21 protein-coding genes are annotated in these 20,955 nt (G+C 67.6%); 9 read left to right on the top strand and 12 right to left on the bottom strand.

The annotated features are described in order from the left end of the window. Together KO490_RS16415 and KO490_RS01790 are read right to left on the bottom strand one after the other, a co-directional pair. Window positions 1–530: FAD-dependent monooxygenase (locus KO490_RS16415; protein WP_252726943.1), on the bottom strand; the 530-nt coding region annotated here is incomplete at its 3' end. A 48-nt stretch (window positions 531–578) separates the two neighbouring features. Then, window positions 579–1,244 carry a pyrimidine 5'-nucleotidase gene (locus KO490_RS01790; RefSeq protein WP_216017672.1) on the bottom strand — a complete coding sequence of 222 codons (666 nt, stop codon included), beginning with the start codon at window positions 1,242–1,244 and terminating at the stop codon, window positions 579–581. 65 nt (window positions 1,245–1,309) lie between these two features. Here KO490_RS01790 and KO490_RS01785 point away from each other — a divergent pair, with 65 nt between their 5' ends. The 4 genes from KO490_RS01785 to KO490_RS01770 all read left to right on the top strand — a co-directional run bounded on the left by KO490_RS01785 (window position 1,310) and on the right by KO490_RS01770 (window position 4,069). Continuing rightward, window positions 1,310–1,933, top strand: a complete 624-nt coding sequence (locus KO490_RS01785) for a GntR family transcriptional regulator (RefSeq protein WP_216017813.1) — start codon at window positions 1,310–1,312, stop codon at window positions 1,931–1,933. Between the two features lie 5 nt (window positions 1,934–1,938). Beyond that, window positions 1,939–2,571, top strand: coding sequence for a DNA-3-methyladenine glycosylase (locus KO490_RS01780; RefSeq protein WP_216017671.1), 633 nt, complete (start codon window positions 1,939–1,941; stop codon window positions 2,569–2,571). Then, window positions 2,568–3,224, top strand: coding sequence for an alpha/beta hydrolase (locus KO490_RS01775; protein ID WP_216017670.1), 657 nt, complete (start codon window positions 2,568–2,570; stop codon window positions 3,222–3,224). Before KO490_RS01780 ends, KO490_RS01775 begins: the two co-directional genes overlap by 4 nt. Window positions 3,225–3,469: 245 nt before the next feature. Next, window positions 3,470–4,069 (top strand): HNH endonuclease, encoded by a 600-nt coding sequence (locus KO490_RS01770; protein ID WP_216017669.1) that lies wholly within the window; start codon window positions 3,470–3,472, stop codon window positions 4,067–4,069. 4 nt (window positions 4,070–4,073) lie between these two features. Here KO490_RS01770 and KO490_RS01765 read toward each other — a convergent pair whose 3' ends face one another. Together KO490_RS01765 and dapA are read right to left on the bottom strand one after the other, a co-directional pair. Further along, window positions 4,074–4,247, bottom strand: a complete 174-nt coding sequence (locus tag KO490_RS01765; protein WP_216017668.1) for a hypothetical protein — start codon at window positions 4,245–4,247, stop codon at window positions 4,074–4,076. A 133-nt stretch (window positions 4,248–4,380) separates the two neighbouring features. Beyond that, complete coding sequence (dapA, locus tag KO490_RS01760) at window positions 4,381–5,256, bottom strand: 4-hydroxy-tetrahydrodipicolinate synthase (protein WP_216017667.1); 876 nt, start codon at window positions 5,254–5,256, stop codon at window positions 4,381–4,383. Between the two features lie 133 nt (window positions 5,257–5,389). On the opposite strand from dapA, the gene KO490_RS01755 reads away from it, so the two are divergent. Then, window positions 5,390–7,462: a lytic transglycosylase domain-containing protein gene (locus tag KO490_RS01755; RefSeq protein WP_216017666.1), complete on the top strand. Its 2,073-nt coding sequence runs from the start codon at window positions 5,390–5,392 to the stop codon at window positions 7,460–7,462. Here the strand turns inward: KO490_RS01755 and KO490_RS01750 are convergent. The 3 genes from KO490_RS01750 to KO490_RS01740 form a co-directional block, all read right to left on the bottom strand. Further along, a complete protein-coding gene (locus KO490_RS01750; RefSeq protein ID WP_252726942.1) occupies window positions 7,419–8,381 on the bottom strand; it encodes a DMT family transporter in 963 nt (320 codons plus the stop codon). The two genes, KO490_RS01755 and KO490_RS01750, sit on opposite strands and share 44 nt — an antisense overlap. Before the next feature lie 118 nt (window positions 8,382–8,499). Next, on the bottom strand, window positions 8,500–9,288 hold the full coding sequence (locus KO490_RS01745; protein ID WP_216017665.1) for an inositol monophosphatase family protein: 789 nt from the start codon (window positions 9,286–9,288) through the stop codon (window positions 8,500–8,502). Between the two features lie 73 nt (window positions 9,289–9,361). After that, complete coding sequence (locus KO490_RS01740; RefSeq protein WP_216017664.1) at window positions 9,362–10,276, bottom strand: LysR family transcriptional regulator; 915 nt, start codon at window positions 10,274–10,276, stop codon at window positions 9,362–9,364. A gap of 91 nt (window positions 10,277–10,367) precedes the next feature. Here KO490_RS01740 and metF point away from each other — a divergent pair, with 91 nt between their 5' ends. Further along, entirely contained in the window at window positions 10,368–11,246 is an 879-nt protein-coding gene (gene metF / locus KO490_RS01735; protein WP_216017663.1) for a methylenetetrahydrofolate reductase [NAD(P)H], read from the top strand. A gap of 6 nt (window positions 11,247–11,252) precedes the next feature. Here the strand turns inward: metF and KO490_RS01730 are convergent, their stop codons facing one another. Beyond that, window positions 11,253–12,314: a DUF2235 domain-containing protein gene (locus KO490_RS01730; RefSeq protein ID WP_216017662.1), complete on the bottom strand. Its 1,062-nt coding sequence runs from the start codon at window positions 12,312–12,314 to the stop codon at window positions 11,253–11,255. Window positions 12,315–12,356: 42 nt separating this feature from the next. Continuing rightward, entirely contained in the window at window positions 12,357–13,508 is a 1,152-nt protein-coding gene (locus KO490_RS01725) for a type III PLP-dependent enzyme (RefSeq protein ID WP_216017661.1), read from the bottom strand. A 148-nt stretch (window positions 13,509–13,656) separates the two neighbouring features. On the opposite strand from KO490_RS01725, the gene KO490_RS01720 reads away from it, so the two are divergent. From KO490_RS01720 to KO490_RS01710, 3 genes are all read left to right on the top strand, one after another. After that, complete coding sequence (locus KO490_RS01720; RefSeq protein ID WP_216017660.1) at window positions 13,657–14,088, top strand: Lrp/AsnC family transcriptional regulator; 432 nt, start codon at window positions 13,657–13,659, stop codon at window positions 14,086–14,088. 111 nt (window positions 14,089–14,199) lie between these two features. Further along, on the top strand, window positions 14,200–14,964 hold the full coding sequence (locus KO490_RS01715; RefSeq protein ID WP_216017659.1) for a VOC family protein: 765 nt from the start codon (window positions 14,200–14,202) through the stop codon (window positions 14,962–14,964). 69 nt (window positions 14,965–15,033) lie between these two features. Further along, window positions 15,034–18,123, top strand: coding sequence for a valine--tRNA ligase (locus KO490_RS01710; protein WP_216017658.1), 3,090 nt, complete (start codon window positions 15,034–15,036; stop codon window positions 18,121–18,123). A 33-nt stretch (window positions 18,124–18,156) separates the two neighbouring features. Here the strand turns inward: KO490_RS01710 and KO490_RS01705 are convergent, their stop codons facing one another. Genes KO490_RS01705 through KO490_RS01695 form a run of 3 tightly spaced genes read right to left on the bottom strand, consistent with a single transcriptional unit; the run spans window position 18,157 to window position 20,939 of the window. Further along, entirely contained in the window at window positions 18,157–19,254 is a 1,098-nt protein-coding gene (locus KO490_RS01705) for a pyridoxal phosphate-dependent aminotransferase (protein ID WP_216017657.1), read from the bottom strand. A gap of 43 nt (window positions 19,255–19,297) precedes the next feature. Continuing rightward, a complete protein-coding gene (locus KO490_RS01700) occupies window positions 19,298–19,534 on the bottom strand; it encodes an Lrp/AsnC ligand binding domain-containing protein (RefSeq protein WP_216017656.1) in 237 nt (78 codons plus the stop codon). Window positions 19,535–19,562: 28 nt separating this feature from the next. Next, on the bottom strand, window positions 19,563–20,939 hold the full coding sequence (locus KO490_RS01695; RefSeq protein ID WP_216017655.1) for an MATE family efflux transporter: 1,377 nt from the start codon (window positions 20,937–20,939) through the stop codon (window positions 19,563–19,565). Window positions 20,940–20,955: the final 16 nt, after the last annotated feature.

Genomic DNA, 20,955 nt, shown 5'->3' with positions numbered 1-20,955 from the left:
GCCACGCCCGAACCGCGCCCGTCCGCGCCGATCAGCAGTTGCGCGCGCAACTGCGACCCGTCGGACAGGTCGACCATTGCCCCTTCGCCCCGCGTCACGACGCCGGTGGTCGCGGTGCCGGGGCGGAACTCGACATTCGGCATCTCCTCCAGCATGGCCATGATCTCTCGGCGCAGAAGCCAGTTGGGCAGGTTCCATCCGAAGGGCTGGTCGCCGATCTCGGAGGCGTCGAAATCGCGGATCAGGCGGGGCTCGGGTTCCGCGCCGCCCGCATCGACGATGCGCATGACCTGCAGCGCGGTCGCATGGGGGCCCAGCCGTTCCCACAGCCCGATCCGTTCCAGAAGCCGGGCCGAGGGCTGCAGGAAGGCGGTCGATCGCAGGTCGGCGCCCTCGGCGGTCTCATCGGTGACGGGCGGCGCGGGATCGACGCAGATCACGCCGAAGCCCTGCGCCCCGAAGCCCGCCGCCGCGATCAGCCCGGCGATCCCCCCGCCCGAGATGAGGATGTCGATATCCTGCGTGTCCATGGCCGCGCCCCCTGCTGTGTCAGACCCCAGATAGGACGGCCCGCGCCTTCAGGCAATGCGGCGCAGGAACGCGGCCAGATCGTCGGTGCGGTGATGGACATGCGGCCCCGGATCGCCCGACAGCGCATCCGGCCCATCGCGCCCCTGCCCCACCAGCACCGTGCGCATGCCCAGTTCATGCGGCACCATCAGGTTGCGGGGATCGTCCTCGAAGAAGGCCGAGACGGTCGGGTCGATGCCGGTGGCGTTCAGCACGCGGGCGAATGCCTCGGGCGAGGGCTTGGGATGAAAGCCCGTCTCCTCGATGCCATAGACGCCCTCGAACAGGCCCGGCGCATCCAGGCCCCGCGCGGCCAGCACCCGGCGGGCATAGGCGCGATCGCCATTGGTGTGCACGATGCGTCGCCCCGGCAGGGCCGCGATGGCATCGGCCAGATCGGGCGCGGGGGCCAGGTGGGTCATGTCGATGTCATGCACATCGGCCAGATAGGCCACCGGGTCGATCGCATGTTCGGCCATCAACCCCGCCAGCGTGGTGCCGTGCAGCCGCCAGTATTCCGCGCGCAGGCGGTCGGCCTCGGGGGCGGGGACGCCCAGAAGGCGCATCATCCATTGCGTCATCCGCGTCTCGATCTGCGCGAAAAGCTGCGCCTCGGGCGGATAGAGGGTGTTGTCCAGATCGAAGATCCAGGTGCGAACATGCGAAAATTCCATGCGGATCAGATAGCCCGCGGCGGTCGCGCTTGCAATTCACCCCGCATCTGCCAATCCTGCCCGCCATGAAGGACGCCTATTCCCTGATCCTGACCGCCATCGAGGGCGGCACCTATCGCCCCGGCGACAGGCTGGTCGAATCCGAGCTGGCCGAACGCTTCGGCGTCAGCCGCACCCCCGTGCGCGAGGCCCTGCAGCGGCTGGAGACGCAGGCCATGCTGGTCCGCGACGGGCGCAGCCTGATCGTCGCCTCGTTGGATCACAACCAGCTGGCCGAGCTGTATACCGTCCGCGCCGAGCTGGAGGCGTTGGCAGGCCGCCTGGCCGCCCGCCACGCCACCCCCGAGGAGGTGCGCGTGCTGGCCCAGATGCTGGACGAGGACCGCGCCGCCAAGAACGACCCCGAAGTCCTGGCCCGTGCGAACAAGCGTTTCCACCGCCAGATCCACCTGGCATCGCATAACCGATACCTGGTGCAGCAGCTGGACCTCGTGCATCGCACCATGGCGCTGATGGCACGTACATCGCTTGCGGCCGAAGGGCGCAGCGAGACGGCGCTGGCCGAACATGCCAGCATCGTCGATGCGATCGCGGCGGGCGACGGCAAGGCCGCCGACAAGGCGCTGCGGCAGCATATCTCGATGGCATGGGAAACCCGGCTGAGACTGGAAGCCCAGGCCAGTGGGTGATCCCGATGGCTGACCGGTCCATCATCGCGGGCCCCGACGATGTCGCCGCGGGTGCCGCGCATCTGGCGCAGGTCTGCCCCGTCTGGGCGGACGTCCTGCCGCAGCTGGGCGAATTGCCGCTGCGCCGTCGCGATGACGGGTTTCCGGCCATCGCGCAGGCGGTGATCGGGCAGCAGATCTCGATCGCGGCGGCGGGTGCCATCTGGGCGCGGCTGGACGCTGCCGGCATGACCGAGGAAGCCGCGCTGCGCATGGCCACCGAGGACGAGCTGCGTGCGCTCGGCCTGTCGCGACCCAAGGCGCGGTATCTCAAGGGCATCGCCGATGCGGGGATCGACTGGATCGCCCTGCGCGACATGCCCGACGACCAGGCCATCGCCACCCTGACGGCGCTTCCCGGCATCGGCGTCTGGACGGCCGAGATCTATCTGATGTTCGCGCTCGGCCGGGCCGACGTGCTGGCCGCCGGGGATCTGGCCCTGCAGGAGGCCGCGCGCGTGATGTACGGCCTGCCCGAGCGTCCGACACCCGCCGCGCTGCGCAAGCTGGCCGAGCCCTGGGCGCCCTGGCGTTCGGTTGCGGCCCGGGGGCTCTGGGCCTATTACCGCCATGCAAAAGGCCGCGAGGGAGTGACATGACCACCACGCTGACATCCGCCCGCAAGGGACCCGAAACCGCGAAATCCGTGGTGATCTTCCTGCATGGCTATGGCGCCGACGGGAACGACCTGCTGGGTCTGGCCGATCCGCTGGCCCCGCATCTGCCCGGCACCGCCTTCTATGCGCCGAACGCGCCGGAACCCTGCAAGGGCAATCCGATGGGGTTCCAGTGGTTCCCCATCCCCTGGCTGGACGGATCCTCCGAGGAGGCCGCGAGATCCGGCATGGCCGCTTCGGCCGGAATGCTGAACGCCTTCATCGACAAGGTGCTTGCCGACGAGGGCCTGCCCCCCGAGGCGCTGGCGTTGGTGGGCTTTTCCCAGGGGACGATGATGTCGCTGCATGTCGCGCCCCGCCGGGACGCGCAGATCGCAGGCGTCGTCGGCTTCTCGGGGCGGATCCTGGCCCCCGAGACGCTGGACACCGAGGCGAAGTCGAAGCCGCCGGTGGTTCTGATCCATGGCGACAAGGACGACGTGGTGCCCTTCGACGACATGGGGATCGCGGCACAGGCGCTGCAGCAGGCGGGCTTCACCGTCTATGGCCACGTGATGGAAGGCACCGGGCACGGCATCGCGCCGGACGGGCTGTCGGTCGCGCTCGGGTTCCTGGATCAGCACCTGCCGAAATAGGGTCGAGGGGGGGGCTTGCCGGCCCCGCGGGGCCGGCGGTGGCGGCCGCCCTTGCGGGCGGCCGCGGTCGGTCCTGCCCATGCCTTCGGCACCCCACCGTCACGCTGCTGTCACGGCGGGCTTGTATCGCTGTGTCATCCCCCCGCACATGCAGGGGCTTGTCAGATCACTGACGCGATATATAGTCGAGTTGACAGATGAGACGGGCGCCCCGGTCAAGCCATCGGGGCAGACGGGAAAGCAGCATGCTGGACGACCATCATCACACCGATTTCCGGACCCAGTTCGTACGCGAACCGGCAAACCTGAAACATTATCCGGCGCTTGTGTTGAACGCGGATTACCGCCCGCTCAGCTACTATCCGCTGTCGCTCTGGCCATGGCAGGAAGCGATCAAGGCGGTGTTCCTCGACCGGGTCACGATCATCGCGGAATACGAGCAGGAGGTGCGAAGTCAGCGCCAGGCCTTCCGGATCCCCTCCGTGGTCGTGCTGAGAGATTTCGTTCGTCCCCAGAAGCGCGTGGCATTCACGCGCTTCAATCTTTTTCTGCGGGACGAATTCTGCTGCCAGTATTGCGGGGCCAAGGGCGATCTGACCTTCGACCATGTCGTGCCGCGATCGCGCGGCGGGGTGACAAGCTGGGAAAACGTCGTTGCGGCCTGTTCGCCCTGCAACCTGCGCAAGGCCAACCGGTCCCTGCGGCATTCGGGGCTGTCGCTCAAGCGCAAGCCGCGCCAGCCCTCATCCGAGGAGATGCATTCGGTCGGACGGCGCTTTCCGCCGAACCACCTGCATGAAAGCTGGATGGATTACCTTTACTGGGACGCCGAACTGGACCGCTGAGCGCTCAGCCCTTCGGGTCGTGATTGTTCCGCAGGCCGAAATGCGCGAACAGTGCCGCGCTCAGCGCGATCAGCACGAAGGCCATCGGCGGCACGCCTGCCGCGAAGGCGGCCCACAGCGTCACGGCGGCACCTATGATCACGGCGCTCAGCAGCATCAGGAAATGGGGCAACGGCATGGAACACTCCTCTCCTTGCACCCAATATGGGACCGGGCCGAGGATTTGAAAAGTGCCCCTTCGTATAGGGCGGAAATTTCCGCAGCGTCACGCGGGACGCCCGCGCGACCCGTGGGCGCGCGGGCAGATGCCCTCAGATCAGGCCCGCATGTTCCAGCGCGGCGTCGATCAGGTGCCGCGTCGGCTGGCTGAGCGGCGTCAGCGGCAGACGCACGCGTTCGTTGCACAGACCCAGCCGCGACATGGCGTATTTCGCGCCGACCAGACCCGGTTCCACGAAGATCGCGACATGCAGCGGCATCAGCAGATCCTGATAGCGCAGCGCCTCGGCGTAATCGCCGCGCAGCGTCGCCTCCTGGAACTTCGCGCAGAGGCCCGGCGCCACGTTCGCGGTCACGCTGATGCAGCCCACCCCGCCATGCGCGTTGAAGCCGAGTGCGGTCGCATCCTCGCCCGACAGCTGGACGAAATCGGCACCGCAGGTCATGCGCTGGCAGCTGACGCGTTCCAGCTTGCCGGTCGCGTCCTTCACCCCGATGATCGAGGGGATGCGCGCCAGCATGCCCATCGTCTCGGGCGACATGTCGATGACCGAACGGCCGGGGATGTTGTATATGACGATGGGCAGGTCGCAGGCCTCGGCCAGGGCCTCGTAATGGGCGATCAGGCCCGCCTGGGTCGGCTTGTTGTAATAGGGCGTGACGACCAGCGCGGCATCGGCGCCCACCTCCTGCGAGAAGCGCAGCAGGCCGATCGCCTCGCGCGTGCTGTTCGAACCGGCACCGGCGATCACCGGGATGCGGCCCGCGACGATGCGCACGACCTCTTCGACGACAAGGCGGTGTTCCTCGTGGGTCAGGGTGGGGCTTTCGCCGGTGGTGCCCACGGGCACGATACCGTGGCTGCCCTGTTCCACATGCCATTCGACAAGTTTCTTGAGCGTGTCCAGATCCAGCTCGCCGTCCTGGGTGAACGGCGTGACGAGGGCTGGCAAAGACCCTTTGAACATGACACGCTCCTTGATGAATATTTCCCCCGTCGGGGGCATGAGATTGGATTCCGCCGCCTCACTATCCCCGTGCGCCGGACTTGCCAAGGTTGTGAATTGCGACGAACCGCTTTGGCGGCGACACAGGGCGATGATGCGACTTCTGCGTGACATGATGTTTGCCGGGCTGCTGGGCGTGCTGCCCCTGTCCGAACCCTTGCGGGCCGAGGAACCGGGCGCGATGGCGCTGGCGCTGGCGGCGGCCGACGTATCCGACTGGGTGACCGCGCGCGCGGCCGCGCAGCGGGCCGGGCCGCTGGCCCAGGCGATGATCGGCTGGCAGGCGCTGCAGACGGGGCATGGCAAGTTCGCGGATTATGCCCGTTTCGTGCGCGATCACGGCGATTGGCCCGGCATGGCCCGCATCCGGCGCAACGGCGATGCGCTGCTGCGCCCGGGGCTGGCCGCCGACGACCTGCGCATCTGGTTCGAGGATCACGAGCCGGCGTCCCTGTCGGCGCTGGAGGCCATGGCCGAGATCCTGTCCCCCGACGAGGCCCGCGAGGCCCGCATCCGGTTCTTCCTGACCCAACCGATGACCGCCGCGGACGAGGCCCGCCTGCTTGCGGCCCATGGCGCGACGCTGACGCCGTATCTGGCCCGCCGCATCGCCGCGCGGCTGGACGCGCGCGACTGGGCGGGGGCCGAACGCCTGTTGGAACGCCTGCCCGAGGAGGAGCGCGGCCTTCACGCCGCGCGCATCGCCCTGCAGGCCGGACGTGCCGGGGTGGACGACCTGATCCTGGCCCTGCCCGAAGACCTGCGTGCCGATCCCGGCCTGACGATGGACCGCTTCGTCTGGCGCGTGGCGGCCAAGCTGCATGATGGCGCGCAAGAGCTGATGCTTGCGGCATCGACCGATGCAGCCGCGCTGCGCGACCCCGAAACCTGGGCGCAGATGCGCGTCGATTACGCACGCCTTGCGATGCGCAACGGCGACTGGCAGCGGGCGCTGGACCTTGCGGCGCCGCATTTCCTGCCCCCCGAGAACCGGCATTATTCGGACCTGGAATGGCTGGCGGGCTTTGCCGCGTTGAAGGTCGATCGCGCGGATCTGGCGCTTGAACATTTCCTGCATCTGGAAACCGTGGTCGGCAGCGCGATCAGCAAGTCGCGCGCCTTCTACTGGCAGGCGCGCGCATCCGAGGCGCTTGGCCGCGAGGCCGATGCGCGCAAGGCCTATTCCCGCGCGGCCGATTTCCCCGGCGTCTATTACGGGCAGCTGGCGATGGGGCGGCTGGGGCGGTCCATGCCCGCCGAATACGCGGTCACGGGTGCGGCACTGGACAGCCTGCCCGACTGGCGCGGGGCGGAATTGCAGGGCGATGCGATCTTCCGGGCCGGGATGTGGATGGCGGCCACCGGACGCCCGGACGAGGCGCAGCGCTTCTTCCTGCACCTGGCGCAATCCGCCACCCCCGAGGATATCGCCCGCATGTCGCGCCTGATGTACGAGATGGGCACCCCCTGGCACGGGCTGCGGCTGGCCAAGCAATCGGCCAATCAGGGCGTGATCTGGCCGGCCGCGCAATTCCCGCTGACCGGCCTCGAATCCGAGGATCTGGGCCCGCCGCCCGAACTGGTCATGGCCATCGCGCGCCAGGAATCCGAATTCAACCACACCGCCTCCAGCCATGTGGGTGCGCAGGGGCTGATGCAGTTGATGCCCGGCACTGCGGAACAGATGGCCGCCCGGACGGGCCTGCCCTACGACCTGCCGCGGCTGTCGCGCGACGCGGCCTATAACGCGCGGCTGGGTTCGGCCTATCTGACGGGGCTGTCGGACCGCTTCGGGCCGTCGGTCGCGCTGATCGCATCGGGCTACAATGCCGGGCCGGGGCGGCCGATCCGCTGGCTGGAACAGTTCGGCGACCTGCGCGACGATGCCGATCCGGTGGACTGGGTCGAACTGATCCCCTTCGACGAGACCCGCAACTATGTCATGCGCGTGGCCGAGGCGCTGCCCGTCTATCGCGCGCGCATCCACGGCAAGCCCGCGCCGGTCGTCACGCGGTGGGACCTGTCGGGCGGCGGGCAGGTGCCGCCGCCGCCGGTGCGGCTGACGCTGGCCCTGTCGAAGCCCCCGGTCGCGAAGCCGCTGGTGATCGGCCCGCCGCTGCCCTCTAGGTGGATCTGGCCGCAGATCGACGCTGACGGTAGAGGGTGAACAGGCCCGCCCCCACGACGATCGCAGCGCCCATGACGACATTGCTGCGAAGGATCTCGGCGAACAGGATAACGCCGATCAGGCTGACCCAGACCAGCTGGGTATAGGCGAAGGGCTGCAGCGCCGATGCCTCGGCCATCTCGTAGGCGCGGATCATCAGGTAATGCGACGTCATCCCGCAGATGCACAGGCCCGCCATCCAGATCCAGTCGCCCAATGCCAGCAGCTGCCATTCCCAGATGCCCACCAGCGTGATCGCGACCGCCCCCGCCGTGCCCGTCCAGAAGAAGCTGACCGAGGCCGGGTCGTCGCGCGACACGTGCCGCGTCAGCACGCCATAGACCGCGAACAGCAGCGCAGCCAGTGCAGGCAGCAGCGCGGCGGGCGTCATCACGCCCCCGCCCGGTTGCAGGATCACCAGGATCCCCACGAAGCCGATCCCGATGGCCGTCCAGCGCCGCCAGCCGACCTTCTCGCCCAGGAACGGGCCGGACAGGGCCGCGATCATCAGGGGATAGACCGCGAAGACGGCATGGGTCTCGATCAGGCCCAGCCGCACGAAGGATTCGATCATCACCAGCACCTCGAGCGCCAGGATGACGCCGCGCGCGATCTGCGTGACGGGCCGGCGGGTGCGCAGCGCGCGCCTGATGCCCCCCGGCTGGCGGGCGGTCATGGCGATGACGAAGGCCGCGAAGACCCAGTAGCGCAGCATCACGATCAGTTCGGGCGGATAGGCGCCGCCCAGCACGCGTGAAAGCGCGTCCTGCAGCGCGAAGATGAAGCTGACCGCGCACATGAGGAAGATCGCCATGCCCGTCTTGTCGGTCCCCGGCCCCGTCACTGGCGGGATCGGCGGCGGCGCCGAGGCTGCGGCGGCCGATGCGGCATAGGGCGGCTGGGCGGGCTTGTCTGTCATGGGGCACCTCTGCTTGCCCCATGCTGCTGCGCCCTTGCGCGGCGCGGGTCAAGGCAAGGCCGCCTTGCAGAAGCTGCAAGACGGCCCGATCGTGCCCCAGATGCAATGGCCGCGCGGATCAGTCCCGCGCGCGGATGATCTTGGCGAAGGGTTCCATCAGCTGCGGGTTGGCCGCGATCAGGCGGCCCGATTCCAGCGGATCGTCATTCTCGCGGATGCCGTGGACGAAGCCGCCGGCCTCGCGGACCATCAGGATGCCCGCGGCCACGTCCCAGGATTTGACGCCCCGTTCCCAGTAGCCGTCGAAGCGGCCCGCCGCGACATAGGCCAGGTCCAGCGATGCCGCGCCAAAGCGGCGCACGCCCGCGGTCACCGGCATCAGCTGCGCCAGATCCTGCAGGGCGGCGGGCAGCGGCCCGTGGCCCGCGAAGGGAATCCCGGTCGCGAAGACCGATTCCCCGAGGCGCGTCCGGCCCGACACGCGCAGGCGCTGGTCGTTCATGAACGCCCCGCTACCCTTCTCCGCGGTATAGATCTCGTCCTTGGCGGCGTCGAAGATGACGGCCGCAACGATGTCGCCCTTGTGCTCCAGCGCGATGCTGACGGCCCAATGCGGCAGGCCGTGAAGGAAGTTGGTGGTGCCGTCCAGCGGATCGACGATCCAACGACGGGTCGGGTCTTCGCCCGCTTCCTCGCCGGTCTCCTCGCCCAGCCAGCCATAGCTGGGGCGCGCGCCGCGCAGTTCTTCCTTGATGATGCGCTCGGCCTCGCGGTCGGCACGGGTCACGAAGTCGCCCGCGCCCTTGATGCTGACCTGCAGGTTCTCGACCTCGCGAAAGTCCTTGACCAGGCTGCGACCCGCCTTGCGGGCGGCCTTGATCATGATGTTGAGATTGGCGCTTGCCATCCTGGTACCTCGGGAATCTGGGGGTTGCCCGCGTCTTAGGCGAGCGCGACGGGAATGTGAAGCGAAAGGCGCCCTAGGCCGCCGATCCGCGCAGCATCCGCAGGGGTTCGGTGCGCGAAAGACGCAGGACATGGGCCATGTAAGGCTGGCGCAGGTCGTCCTCGCGCAGGGCGGCGAACAGGCGGCGACGGATGCCGCCCTGCCCCAGGGGCAGCAGGGCCAGCTCGGGATTGGCGGCCTCGCGGCGCAGGACCCAATCGGGCATGACCGCGACGCCGCGCCCCGATGCGACCAGCATCAGGGCCACGGCGGTCAGTTCCACCGTGCGGGAGTGCTGCGGTTCGACCCCTGCAGGCGTCAGGAACTGGCTGAAGACGTCCAGCCGCGCCCGGTCCATCGGATAGGTGATCAGCGTCTCGCGCGCCAGGTCCTCGGGTTCGGCAAAGCCCTTGGCGACCAGCGGATGGGACGCGGGCACCACAAGCGTCGGGGCATAATCGAACAGCGGCTGGAACACGACGCCCGGCAGATCCTCGGGGTCCGACGATATGACCAGATCCACCTCTTCGCGGACCAGGGCGGGCAGCGCGCCGAAGGCCAGGCGCTGGCGGATGTCCACGTCCACATCGGGCCAGGCGCGGCGAAAGATGTCCAGCACCGGCAGCAGCCAGTCGAAGCAGGCATGACATTCCATCGCGATATGCAGCCGCCCGATGCGCCCGGCCTCGACGCCCTTGAACTCGGCCTCGGTCGCGGCGACCAGGGGCAGCACCTGTTCGGCCAGCCGCAACAGGCGCATCCCGGCCGCCGACAGCCGCATCGGCTTGGCGCGGCGGACGAACAGCTCGACCCCGGCCTGTTCCTCCAGCGCCTTGATCTGGTGGGACAATGCAGATTGCGTGATGTTCAGCACCTCGGCGGCGCGGGCCAGACCGCCCTGGCGGTGGACGGCATCGACGGTGCGCAGGTGGCGAAGCTCCAGATGCATGATGAATGAAACTCAGCTTGATCTTGAGGATTATGAATTTGTCTCACTGATACGCGCATGGCACAAGCGATGCCAACAGAAAGGAACCACCATGTCCGCCCAAGCGCCGAAAATCAGCTTCGAGTTCTTCCCGCCGAAGACGCTGGATGCGTCCTTCCGGCTGTGGGAAACCGCGCGCGCGCTGGCCCCCATGGACCCGGATTTCGTGTCCGTCACCTATGGCGCGGGCGGCACGACCCGCCAGCTGACCCACGAGGCCGTGACCACCATCCATCGCCGCTATGGCCTGTCGGTCGCAGCCCACCTGACCTGCGTCGAGGCCACCCGCGACGAGACCATGAAGATCGTGGACGATTACGCCCAGGCCGGCATCCGGGAAATCGTGGCCCTGCGCGGCGATGCGCCCAAGGGGGCCGATCGCTTCACCCCCCATCCCGAAGGCTTCGCCAATTCGGTCGAGCTGATCGAGGCGATCGCCAGTCGCGGCGACATGAACATCCGCGTGGGCGCCTATCCCGAACCGCATCCCGACAGCGCGGATGGCGATGCCGACGTGGCATGGCTCAAGCGCAAGATCGACGCGGGCGCGACCAGCGCGATCACCCAGTTCTTCTTCGAACCCGAGACCTTCTTCCGCTTCCGCGACAAATGCGCGGCGGCAGGGATCGACGCGCCGATCATTCCGGGCATCCTTCCGGTCCAAAGCTGGGCGGGCACCAAGCGTTTCGCCGCGACCTGCAACACCACCGTCCCCGACTGGGCCGAGGAGGCGTTCCAGATGGCGCAGCTGGACGGCCCCGAAGCGCAGCAGCGTCTGGCGACCGACCTGTCGGTGGACCTGTGCGCGCGCCTGATCGAGGGCGGCGTGGACCGGCTGCATTTCTACACGCTGAACCGCCCCGAACTGACCCGCGACGTCTGCGCGGCCCTGGGCGTGCGTGCCAAGCCCGACCTGAACGCGGTCGCCTGACCCCCCCTATGCCGGATCGAGACCCTGCCCCGGCGGGGTCTCGATCCCCGCGACATCGGCCTTGTCGGCCAGATGCCCGATCAGCCTGCCCGGCCCCGCATAGGGGCGCGGCAGCGACGGGTGCAGGCATTCGGTCGCATATCGACCGGCCACGCGCGGCCCGCGCGCCAGGAACAGCTTGCCCCATCTGCGCCAGGTGCCAAGCGACGGTGCCGTGGCATCGCAGGGAAACAGCGCGCGCCAGCCGTTCGGCAAAGGCAGGCCGTGGCTCTCGGCGCGTTCCAGCATCCAGACCAGCGGGATATTGGCCAACGGGCGCGCGAATTCGTATCCGGCAAGCTGGCCGCCGATATCGGGATGCGATCCGCGGAACCAGGCCTGCTCGATCCGGCCCGCGGCGTGGTCGTCGTCCCACAGGACCGGCGCGAAGGCCAGGCGCGTCTCGTCCAGCGCCAGCGCCTGGTATCCATATGCGATCCCCTGCCCCAGATGCGTGTCGTGGAAACGGAAGCGCGGCTCGGTCAGCATCCACAGGAAGGGCAGCCGCAGCCCCAGGGCCATGACCGCGTCGAAGCAGCCCAGCATGCGAATTGGGGCTTCGGGATGGCAGCGCCTGCGGCGGAACAGCTCCATCGCCTTTTGCGGCCCGCCCCGGCGGTAGAAACGCCAGGCCAACCGGATGTTGCGCGGCGTGGCGAATTCGGGGCGCAGCAGCCCCACCCGCGCGATCATGCCCGCAAGGCTGCGCACCGCAAAGCCGCCCCGGCTGTAGCCCATCATGAAGATCGGATCGCCCGGACGCCAATCGGTCGCCAGCCAGCCATAGGCCTCGACGATGCGTTCCTCCAGCGCGGTGCCCATGATCAGTTCGGGGATGGTACGCCAGCGGTTCCACTGCTGTCCGATGGCGTAATGGACCCGCATCCGTTCGGTCGGGCGCGGCAGGCCCAGTTCACCGCCCAGCAGGCGATGGATGCGACCGATCGAACTGCGACGGCCCTGCGCAAGCGATGCGAAGGTGCCGTCCATCAGCACCACATGCGACTTGATCGGCCGAATCGAATTCATGCCCCCAGCCTAGCATGCGGATGCGGCCGGGGGCATGTGACGTCACAGCTCCATCACGGTCGCGCGGGCCATCGCACCGAAGCCGTTGAAGCGGGTATTCGTGACGACCGAATAGGCCCCGGCCCCCTGGAAGACCACGAAATCGCCCTCGGCGATGTCGGCAGGCAGGGCCAGTTCACCGGGCAGACGGTCCACTGAATCGCAGGTCGGCCCGAAGATGACGCGGCCGCCGGCCTCGCCCTCGCGCAGGACGCCCTCGGCGGTGAAGACCTCGATCCGGTCGATATTGCCGATGATCGGCAGCTCGGCCAGTCCGCCATAGGTGCCGTCGTTCAGGAAGACGTCGCCCCCGTCGCGCACGCCCTTCACGCGGGTGATCAGCGCGAAGGCATCGGCACACAGGCCCCGGCCCGGTTCGCAGACCAGGTCGGGCGCGTCGTCGCCGAACATCTCGGTATTGGTGTCGCCGATCTCCTGGAAGATCGATTCCAGATCGGGCTCGACCCCCACCACGCGATGCGAGGGGAAGCCCCCGCCCACGTTCAGGCGCGTGGCGCGCACGCCCGCCATGTCGCAGATGTCCTTGGCCACGCGGATATAGCTTTCCCAGGCGATGGGGTCGGTGCATTGCGTGCCCGGATGGAAGGTCAGCGAGGGGATGTAGCCCCGACGCGCGACCTCGGCCAGCAGTTCGGCGGCAAGTTCCGGCGTGGCGCCGAATTTCGACCCGAAATCATAGGCCGCGCCCAGCACCGGCAGCTTGAACCGGGGCGAGATCTCGACCCCGTTGCCACCGATCTGGGTCGGGACCTGGTCGAACAGCTTGTCCAGCTCGGACCGGCTGTCCACCGACCAGGACCGCACGCCGGATGCGACGGCGTGACCGATCTCGGACCTTGCGCGGACGGGGTTGTGATAGTGGCGCGCCGCGTCGGGGGCCATGCGCCCGATCAGGTCAATCTCGAACGGAGAGGCCACGTCGAAGCCGCGGATGCCCGCCGCCAGCAGGTTCTGGATCACCGCCTCGTCGGGGTTCGACTTGACGGCATAGGTCACGAAACCCGGGAAACCCTGGAGGAAACGCCGCGCCCGGTCCTGCAGCACCGTCGGCGCGAAGACCATGACCGGATGCTCGGGCTTCAGGTGACGGATCACCTCGGCCGGATTGTCCCAGACGGTCTTCTCTTGTCCCATGGCGGTTCCTTTCGCACGAAGGGTGACAGTTACAGGGCCGAACCCAGACTGGCGCTTTTGGGATCCGATTTCACCAATGAAAAGGGTAGTTCTGCCTCACAGCTCGGTTATTATGACGAATTGCATGTCATTTTGACGAAACGGACACATGGACGATCTGGATCGCAACATCATCGCCCTGCTGTCGGGCGACGCACGCATGTCGCTGGCGGTGCTGGCACGTCGGTTGAAGGTCGCGCGGTCCACCGCGCAGACCCGGCTGGAACGGCTGGAGGCCTCGGGCGCGATCGCGGGATACACGCTGCGGCTGGGCGAACAGGCCCGCGAGGGGCGCATCCGCGCCACCGTCCTGCTGGAAATCGCACCCCGTTCGCTGGCGGCGGTGATGACGCGCCTTCGGGCCATTCCCCAGGTGGAACGTGTGCACACGACCAGCGGCCGCATCGACATGCTGGTCCAGCTGGCAACCGGATCGACGGTCGAGCTGGACGAGACGCTGGACCGCATCGGCGCCATCGAAGGGGTCCGCAACAGCGAGAGCCTGATTCACCTGTCAACCAAGCTGGATCGCGCCACCTGAGCCACGCTGCCGTTGATTTGCGCGGCCCCCGGCGCGACCATCGGGACATGACGGGGCGATTCCCCGCGATCCCGCCGGGAAGGTTCCCCTTCGCATGAAAGGGGTTTTCGCATGACTGCTCATGGCTTGCCTTGCTGGTACGAGCTTTCGACCGCGGATGGCGGTTTGGCGGATGCGGGCGATTTCTATGCCGCGCTTCTGGGTTGGCGGATCGCGGATTCGGGGATGGAGGGGTTCGCCTATCGCCTGGCACGGCTGGGCGACCGCATGGCGGCGGGGCTGATGGAAATGCCCGACATGCCCCCCGCCTGGACGATCTATCTCGAGGTCTCGGATGCGGATGCGACCTGCGGTCTGACCGCCGAAACCGGCGGCACGGTGCTGCGCGAACCGGCCGAGATCCCGGATACGGGCCGCTTCGCCATCCTGGCCGACCCGCAGGGCGCGGTCTTCGCGATCCTGGAACCCACCCCGTCAGAGGATCCGCAGCCCGGCGCCTTCGACATGCAGACCCCCGGCATGGCCAACTGGAACGAATTGATGACCACCGACCCCGAAGCCGCGCTGGCCTTCTACGGTCGCATCTTCGGATGGCAACCGGGCGAGGCGATCGACATGGCCGAGGAAGGGACATACCGGATCTTCACGCATGAGGGCGCCGATACCGGCGGCATGATGGGCCTGATGGGGATGCCGCGGCCCTTCTGGATGCCCTATTTCGGACATGCCGCCATCGCCCGCGCGGCGGAACATGCACGCGAGTTGGGCGGTCAGGTCGTCCACGGCCCCCAGGAAGTGCCGGGCGGGATGCATGTGGTGATGATCCGCGATCCGCAGGGCGCGCATTTCGGGCTGGTCGGTCCGAAGGGCGACTGACCGCAAGCGTCTCTTGGCCTTTCGGCCTGCATTCGCTAATCCCGTCCCCAAGCAAGGGGATGTGAAGCGATGACCATGGACAAGAGCTTTGACGCCCGCGCAGCCGAAGCACGGATCAGCGCGGAATGGGAACGGAACGGGGCATTCGCCGCCGGGGCGAACGCCCGGCGGTCCGAGACCTTCACGGTGATGATCCCGCCGCCCAATGTCACCGGCAGCCTGCATATCGGCCATGCCTTCAACAACACGCTGCAGGACATCCTTGTCCGCTGGCACCGGATGCGCGGTTTCGACACGCTGTGGCAGCCCGGTCAGGACCATGCCGGCATCGCGACCCAGATGGTCGTCGAACGCCAGATGGCGCAACGCGGCGAACCGAACCGCCGCGAGATCGGCCGCGATGCCTTTGTCGAGAAAATCTGGGACTGGAAGCAGGAATCCGGCGACACGATCATCAACCAGCTGAAGCGCCTCGGTGCCTCCTGCGACTGGTCGCGCAACGCCTTCACCATGTCGGGTGCCCCCGGTGCGCCTGCCGGTCAGGAAGGCAACTTCCACGACGCAGTGATCCGCGTCTTCGTGGATCTGTATAACAAGGGCATCATCTATCGCGGCAAGCGCCTGGTGAACTGGGACCCGCATTTCGAAACCGCCATCAGCGATCTGGAGGTCGAGAACCGCGAAGTGCCCGGCCATATGTGGCACTTCAAATACCCGCTGGCAGGCGGCGAGACCTATGAATACGTGGAACGCGACGAGGACGGCACCGTCACCCTGCGCGAGACGCGCGACTATATCGCCATCGCCACGACCCGCCCCGAAACCATGCTGGGCGACGGCGCGGTCGCGGTGCATCCGGACGATGCCCGCTATGCGCCTATCGTCGGCAAGCTGGTCGAAATTCCGGTCGGCCCCAAGGAACAGCGCCGCCTGATCCCGATCATCACCGACGAATATCCCGACCCCGATTTCGGGTCCGGCGCGGTCAAGATCACCGGCGCGCATGACTTCAACGACTACGAGGTCGCCAAGCGCAACAACATTCCGCTGTTCGCCCTGCTGGACACCAAGGGCGCGCTGCGCGTCGACGGGTTGTCCTATGCCGAAAGCGCGGAAATCGCGTCGCGGGCCGCCAAGGGCGAAGATGTCGGTGATGTCAGCAACGTCAACCTTGTTCCAGACGAGCTGCGCGGTCTGGACCGGTTCGAGGCCCGCAAGCGCGTGATCGACCAGATCACCGCCGATGGTCTGGCCGTGACCTATCTGCACAAGGAGATCGAGAAGGAGACCGGCGCCGAGCATCTGGAACGTCGCCCCGTCATCGACAACAAGCCGATCATGCAGCCCTTTGGCGACCGTTCGGGCGTGGTGATCGAGCCGATGCTGACCGACCAGTGGTTCGTCGACACGCAGCGCATCGTCGGTCCCGCATTGGACGCGGTTCGCGACGGTCGCACCCAGATCCTGCCGGAACAGCACAAGAAGGTCTATTTCAACTGGCTGGAAAACATCGAGCCCTGGACCATTTCCCGCCAGCTGTGGTGGGGACACCAGATCCCCGTCTGGTACGGTCTGGACCTGTCGGTCGACAACTTCGTCGACGACGAAGGCAATGGCGCGCTGGACGAGGTCGAGCTGTTCCGCCTGTTGGCCGACGGTCTGGTCCATGCCGGTGAGCGCCAGCAATGTGCCGCGCATTTCGACGATGTCGCAGCACTTTACGGCAACCTTATTGCCGACCTGCCCCAGCCCCTGTCCCACAGCCGCGTGGTCGAGGTTGCCGACCGTGACGCCGCTGTCCACATGCTGGCGCAATCGCTGGCGGCCTATAACCTGTCGCAGGACCCGACCGAACTGGTCTATCCGGTCTGGCGCGACCCCGACGTGCTGGACACATGGTTCAGCAGCGGCTTGTGGCCCATCGGCACGCTTGGCTGGCCGGAACCCACGCCGGAACTGGAGAAATACTTCCCGACCGACGTGTTGGTCACCGGCTTTGACATCATCTTCTTCTGGGTCGCCCGCATGATGATGATGCAGCTGGAGGTGGTGAAGGACATCCCCTTCCACACCGTCTATGTCCACGGTTTGGTGCGGGACGAAAAAGGCGCGAAGATGTCCAAATCCAAGGGCAATGTCATCGACCCGTTGACCCTGGTCGACGATTTCGGAGCCGATGCGCTGCGTTTCACCCTGACCAGCATGGCCGCGATGGGCCGCGACCCCAAGCTGGGGCCGAAGCATGTCGAGGTGAACCGCAACTTCGTCACCAAGATCTGGAACGCCACCCGATTCGCCGAAATGAACGGCGTTCGCGGCGGCGGCGCGCGTCCCGCGCCCGCCCATACCGTGAACCGCTGGATCATCGGCGAGGTCGCGCGCATCCGCCAATCCACCGACGAGGCGCTGGCCGCCTATCGCTTCAACGACGCGGCGACGGGGCTCTATGCCTTCGTCTGGGGCAAGGTCTGCGACTGGTACGTGGAATTCGCCAAGCCCCTGTTCGACGGCCCCCATGCCGATGAGACCCGCGCCACGATGGGCTGGGTGCTGGACCAGTGCTATCTGCTGCTGCACCCGATCATGCCCTTCGTCACCGAGGAACTGTGGGCGCTGACAGGCGACCGCGACGGCATGCTGGTCCATGGCGAATGGCCGGAATACGGGGCCGAACTGATCGACACCGATGCCGACCGCCAGATGAACTGGGTCATCCAGCTGATCGAGGCCGTGCGTTCGGCCCGCGCGCAGATGGGCGTCCCGGCGGGCGCAAAGCTGGATCTGATCGTGACCGAGGCCGACGATGCGGCCCGCGCCGCACTGGCCGCCAACGCCCCGCTGATCGAACGGCTGGCCCGCGTCAACACGCCCGTCGAGGGCGAGGCGGGTCGCGGCATGATCGCGGTCTCGGCCACGGGGGCGTCCTTCGCGCTGCCCATCGGCGACGTGATCGACGTCGCTGCCGAAACCGCGCGCCTGCAGAAATCGCAGGCCAAGACGACCAAGGATGCCGACGGGCTGCGCAAGCGCCTGTCGAACCCGAAATTCGTCGAGAATGCCGAACCCGAGGTCATCGACGAGACCCGCGACAAGCTGGCCGCGCTGGAGGACGACCTTGCGCGTCTTCAGGCGGCGCTGAACCAGCTGGCGGCGATGTGAACCGCAAGGGGCGGCCCGATGGCCGCCCCTTCGTCATTTCAGCGATGCGATCGCCTGCGGCAGGCGTTCCTCGAATATCGCAAGTTCGGTTTCGGGGGCGCAGCTGACGCGGATGCAGCGATCCAGCGGCGCGACGCCCGGCATGCGGATGAACACCCCGCGTTCCTGCAGCGCGCCGACCAGCGCCCGCGCATGGGCCCCGTCGCGCCCGGCATCCAGTGCCACGAAATTCGTGGCCGAGGGCAGCGCCCTGATCCCGTTATCGGCCCCGATCTGCGCGATCCGGTCCCGCGCCGCCGCGACCGAGGCCACGACATGGGCCAGCCAGCCCTGATCCTTCAGCGCCTCGAGCGCGCCGATCTGGGCGATGCGGTTCACCCCGAAATGGTTGCGGATGCGGTCGAAGCCCGCGATCAGGTCGCGATCCCCGATGGCATAGCCGATCCGCGCGCCTGCCAGCCCGTAGGCCTTGGAGAATGTCCGCATGCGGATCACGCGCGGATCATCGGCGGCGATCTGCGGCACCGCGGCCTGCGGGGCGAATTCGACATAGGCCTCGTCCAGGATCAGCAGGCAATCGGGGGGCAGACGGTCCAGCATGGCGGTCACGACCGACGCGTCGTGCCAACTGCCCATCGGGTTGTCGGGATTGGCCAGATAGACCAGCTTGGCGCCCACCTGCCACGCGCGGTCCAGAAGCGCCTCGGGATCCTCGGCGTCATCGCGATAGGGAACCTTGTGCAGAACGCCCCCGAAGCCCGCGACGTGATAGTTGAAGGTCGGATAGGCCCCTTCCGAGGTCACGACCGCATCGCCCGGACCGACGATCAGCCGGACCAGGTTGCCCAAGAGCCCGTCGATCCCCTCGCCCACCAGGATATGCGCGGCATCGATCCCCAGATGCGCCGACAGCGCCTGCCGCAGATCCCAGCTGGGCGCGTCGCCGTATTTCCAGATCTCGGCCACGGACTCGCGCATGGCGCGGGCGGCAAGGGGGCTGGGTCCGAAGGCGCTCTCGTTCGCGCCGAGGCGCGCGTCGAAGGGGCGGCCCATGCGGCGCTCGAGCTCCTCGGGGCCGGTGAAGGGGACGGTCTGGGGAAGCGATGCGGGGATCGGGGCAAATCTGGTCATGGCGCGCAGAATACCCGCGCGCGGGACAGCCGCAAGACGGACCTCAGAACGCCCGGAAGGTCATGGTGGTCAGGGTGCGGCTGATATGGGGGATGTCGAACAGCCGATCCGACAGGAAGCGGCCCACATCCTCGTCCTCGGGGATGTAGACCTTGGCGATCAGATCGTAATCCCCCGAGGTCGAGAACAGCTCGCTCACGACCTCTCGGTCGTAGATCGCCTCGGCCACCTGATAGGTCTTGCCGGGTTCGCAGCGGACCTGCACGAAGACTGCACGCATGGGGTTCTCCTCTCCTCGCGGCGTCACGTTAGACCGCGGGCGCGGCGCGGGTCCAGTCCCCCCGCGCATGGCCGCGCCAGAACCGCGCCATCAGCAGGATCGCGGCCAGCGTCAGCCCCGCGCACAGTCCCAGCCACAGCCCCGCCGCGCCAAAGCCGAAGGGGAAGGCCAGCGCCCATGCGACCGGCATCCCGACCACCCAGTAGCTGAAGCCCGCCATCCACATCGGCACGCGCGTGTCCTGCACCCCGCGAAGGAAGCCCAAGGCGATCACCTGGAAGGCGTCGGTCAGCTGGAACAGCGCGGCGAAGGTCAGAAGCGACACGCCGATGGCCACGATCTCGGGGGCCTGCGGATCGGCGGGATCCATGTACAGCCGCACCAGGCCCGGCGCGAAGAAGATGTAGATCGCGATGGCGATGGCCGCGAAGACCAGCGACATGGCCGTCACGGTGATGGCCGCATCCCGCATCCAGGCGCGGTCGCCGCGTCCCTTGGCCTGACCCACGCGCACGGTGGCCGCATTGGACAGGCCCAGATGCGCCATGAAGGTGATCGCGGTGATCTGCAGGGCGATCCCGTGGGCCGCCAGCTGCTGCGTGCCGATCCAGCCCATCATGATGTTCGAGGCGACGAACAGCCCGCCCTCGGCCAGCATGGTCAGGCCGATGGGCCAGCCCAGACGCGCGACCTCGGCCATGGCATGCCAGTCGGGTTTCCAGAACCGCTGGAACAGCGCGTATTTGCGCGCCTCGGGCAGCCATGCCGCATAGAGCGCGAGCAGCACCAGCTGGAACAGCTGCACGGTCAGGCTGGCCATGGCGGCACCGGACACGCCCAGTTCCGGCATGCCCAGATTGCCGAAGATCAGCACCCAGTTCAGGAACAGGTTCAGCGGCAGCCCCGCCAGCGTGACCCACATGACGATGGCCGTCCGCTCCATCGCGGCCAGGTATGACGACAGGGTCAGCTGCCCCAGCACCAATCCCAGCCCCCAGCCCGCGATGCGCAGATATTCCTGCGCCAGCGCGCTGACCCCCGGCGTCTGCCCAAGTGCCAGCAGGATCGGTTCGGACCACCACAGAAGCGGCATGCCCAGCAGTGCGAATCCCCCCGACAGCCACAGCGCCATGCGAGTGCCGCGGCGGACCTCGGTCTCGCGGCCGGCGGCGATATTGGTGGCGATGGGGCCCATCACCGCGGTGCCGAACCCCATCCCGAGGAAGAACAGGATGTGGAAGCACGAGGTCGCGATGACCAGCGCGGCCAAGGGTTCGACCCCGTACCAGCCGATCATGACGGTATCGCCCACGCCGATGGCCATGCGGGCAAGGTGGCTGCCGATCAGGGGCAACCCAAGCGCGAGGGTCGCGCGGATATGGGGGCGATAACGTGCATATGACATGCAATCGCCATATCCG

It is taken from the genome of Paracoccus sp. C2R09 (assembly GCF_018860625.1).
Classification (GTDB): domain Bacteria; phylum Pseudomonadota; class Alphaproteobacteria; order Rhodobacterales; family Rhodobacteraceae; genus Paracoccus.
The sequence above is the reverse complement of the archived record's forward strand: the minus strand, read 5'-3'. Positions and strand labels throughout refer to the sequence as shown.

Excerpts from the sequence above, each read along its gene's own strand:
- KO490_RS01790 (WP_216017672.1), bottom strand. The coding sequence starts at position 1,244 with ATGGAATTTTCGCATGTTCGCACCTGGATCTTCGATCTGGACAACACC.
- KO490_RS01785 (WP_216017813.1), top strand. The coding sequence starts at position 1,310 with ATGAAGGACGCCTATTCCCTGATCCTGACCGCCATCGAGGGCGGCACC.
- KO490_RS01780 (WP_216017671.1), top strand. The coding sequence starts at position 1,939 with ATGGCTGACCGGTCCATCATCGCGGGCCCCGACGATGTCGCCGCGGGT.
- KO490_RS01775 (WP_216017670.1), top strand. The coding sequence starts at position 2,568 with ATGACCACCACGCTGACATCCGCCCGCAAGGGACCCGAAACCGCGAAA.
- KO490_RS01770 (WP_216017669.1), top strand. The coding sequence starts at position 3,470 with ATGCTGGACGACCATCATCACACCGATTTCCGGACCCAGTTCGTACGC.
- KO490_RS01765 (WP_216017668.1), bottom strand. The coding sequence starts at position 4,247 with ATGCCGTTGCCCCATTTCCTGATGCTGCTGAGCGCCGTGATCATAGGT.
- dapA (WP_216017667.1), bottom strand. The coding sequence starts at position 5,256 with ATGTTCAAAGGGTCTTTGCCAGCCCTCGTCACGCCGTTCACCCAGGAC.
- KO490_RS01755 (WP_216017666.1), top strand. The coding sequence starts at position 5,390 with ATGCGACTTCTGCGTGACATGATGTTTGCCGGGCTGCTGGGCGTGCTG.
- KO490_RS01750 (WP_252726942.1), bottom strand. The coding sequence starts at position 8,381 with ATGACAGACAAGCCCGCCCAGCCGCCCTATGCCGCATCGGCCGCCGCA.
- KO490_RS01745 (WP_216017665.1), bottom strand. The coding sequence starts at position 9,288 with ATGGCAAGCGCCAATCTCAACATCATGATCAAGGCCGCCCGCAAGGCG.
- KO490_RS01740 (WP_216017664.1), bottom strand. The coding sequence starts at position 10,276 with ATGCATCTGGAGCTTCGCCACCTGCGCACCGTCGATGCCGTCCACCGC.
- metF (WP_216017663.1), top strand. The coding sequence starts at position 10,368 with ATGTCCGCCCAAGCGCCGAAAATCAGCTTCGAGTTCTTCCCGCCGAAG.
- KO490_RS01730 (WP_216017662.1), bottom strand. The coding sequence starts at position 12,314 with ATGAATTCGATTCGGCCGATCAAGTCGCATGTGGTGCTGATGGACGGC.
- KO490_RS01725 (WP_216017661.1), bottom strand. The coding sequence starts at position 13,508 with ATGGGACAAGAGAAGACCGTCTGGGACAATCCGGCCGAGGTGATCCGT.
- KO490_RS01720 (WP_216017660.1), top strand. The coding sequence starts at position 13,657 with ATGGACGATCTGGATCGCAACATCATCGCCCTGCTGTCGGGCGACGCA.
- KO490_RS01715 (WP_216017659.1), top strand. The coding sequence starts at position 14,200 with ATGACTGCTCATGGCTTGCCTTGCTGGTACGAGCTTTCGACCGCGGAT.
- KO490_RS01710 (WP_216017658.1), top strand. The coding sequence starts at position 15,034 with ATGACCATGGACAAGAGCTTTGACGCCCGCGCAGCCGAAGCACGGATC.
- KO490_RS01705 (WP_216017657.1), bottom strand. The coding sequence starts at position 19,254 with ATGACCAGATTTGCCCCGATCCCCGCATCGCTTCCCCAGACCGTCCCC.
- KO490_RS01700 (WP_216017656.1), bottom strand. The coding sequence starts at position 19,534 with ATGCGTGCAGTCTTCGTGCAGGTCCGCTGCGAACCCGGCAAGACCTAT.
- KO490_RS01695 (WP_216017655.1), bottom strand. The coding sequence starts at position 20,939 with ATGTCATATGCACGTTATCGCCCCCATATCCGCGCGACCCTCGCGCTT.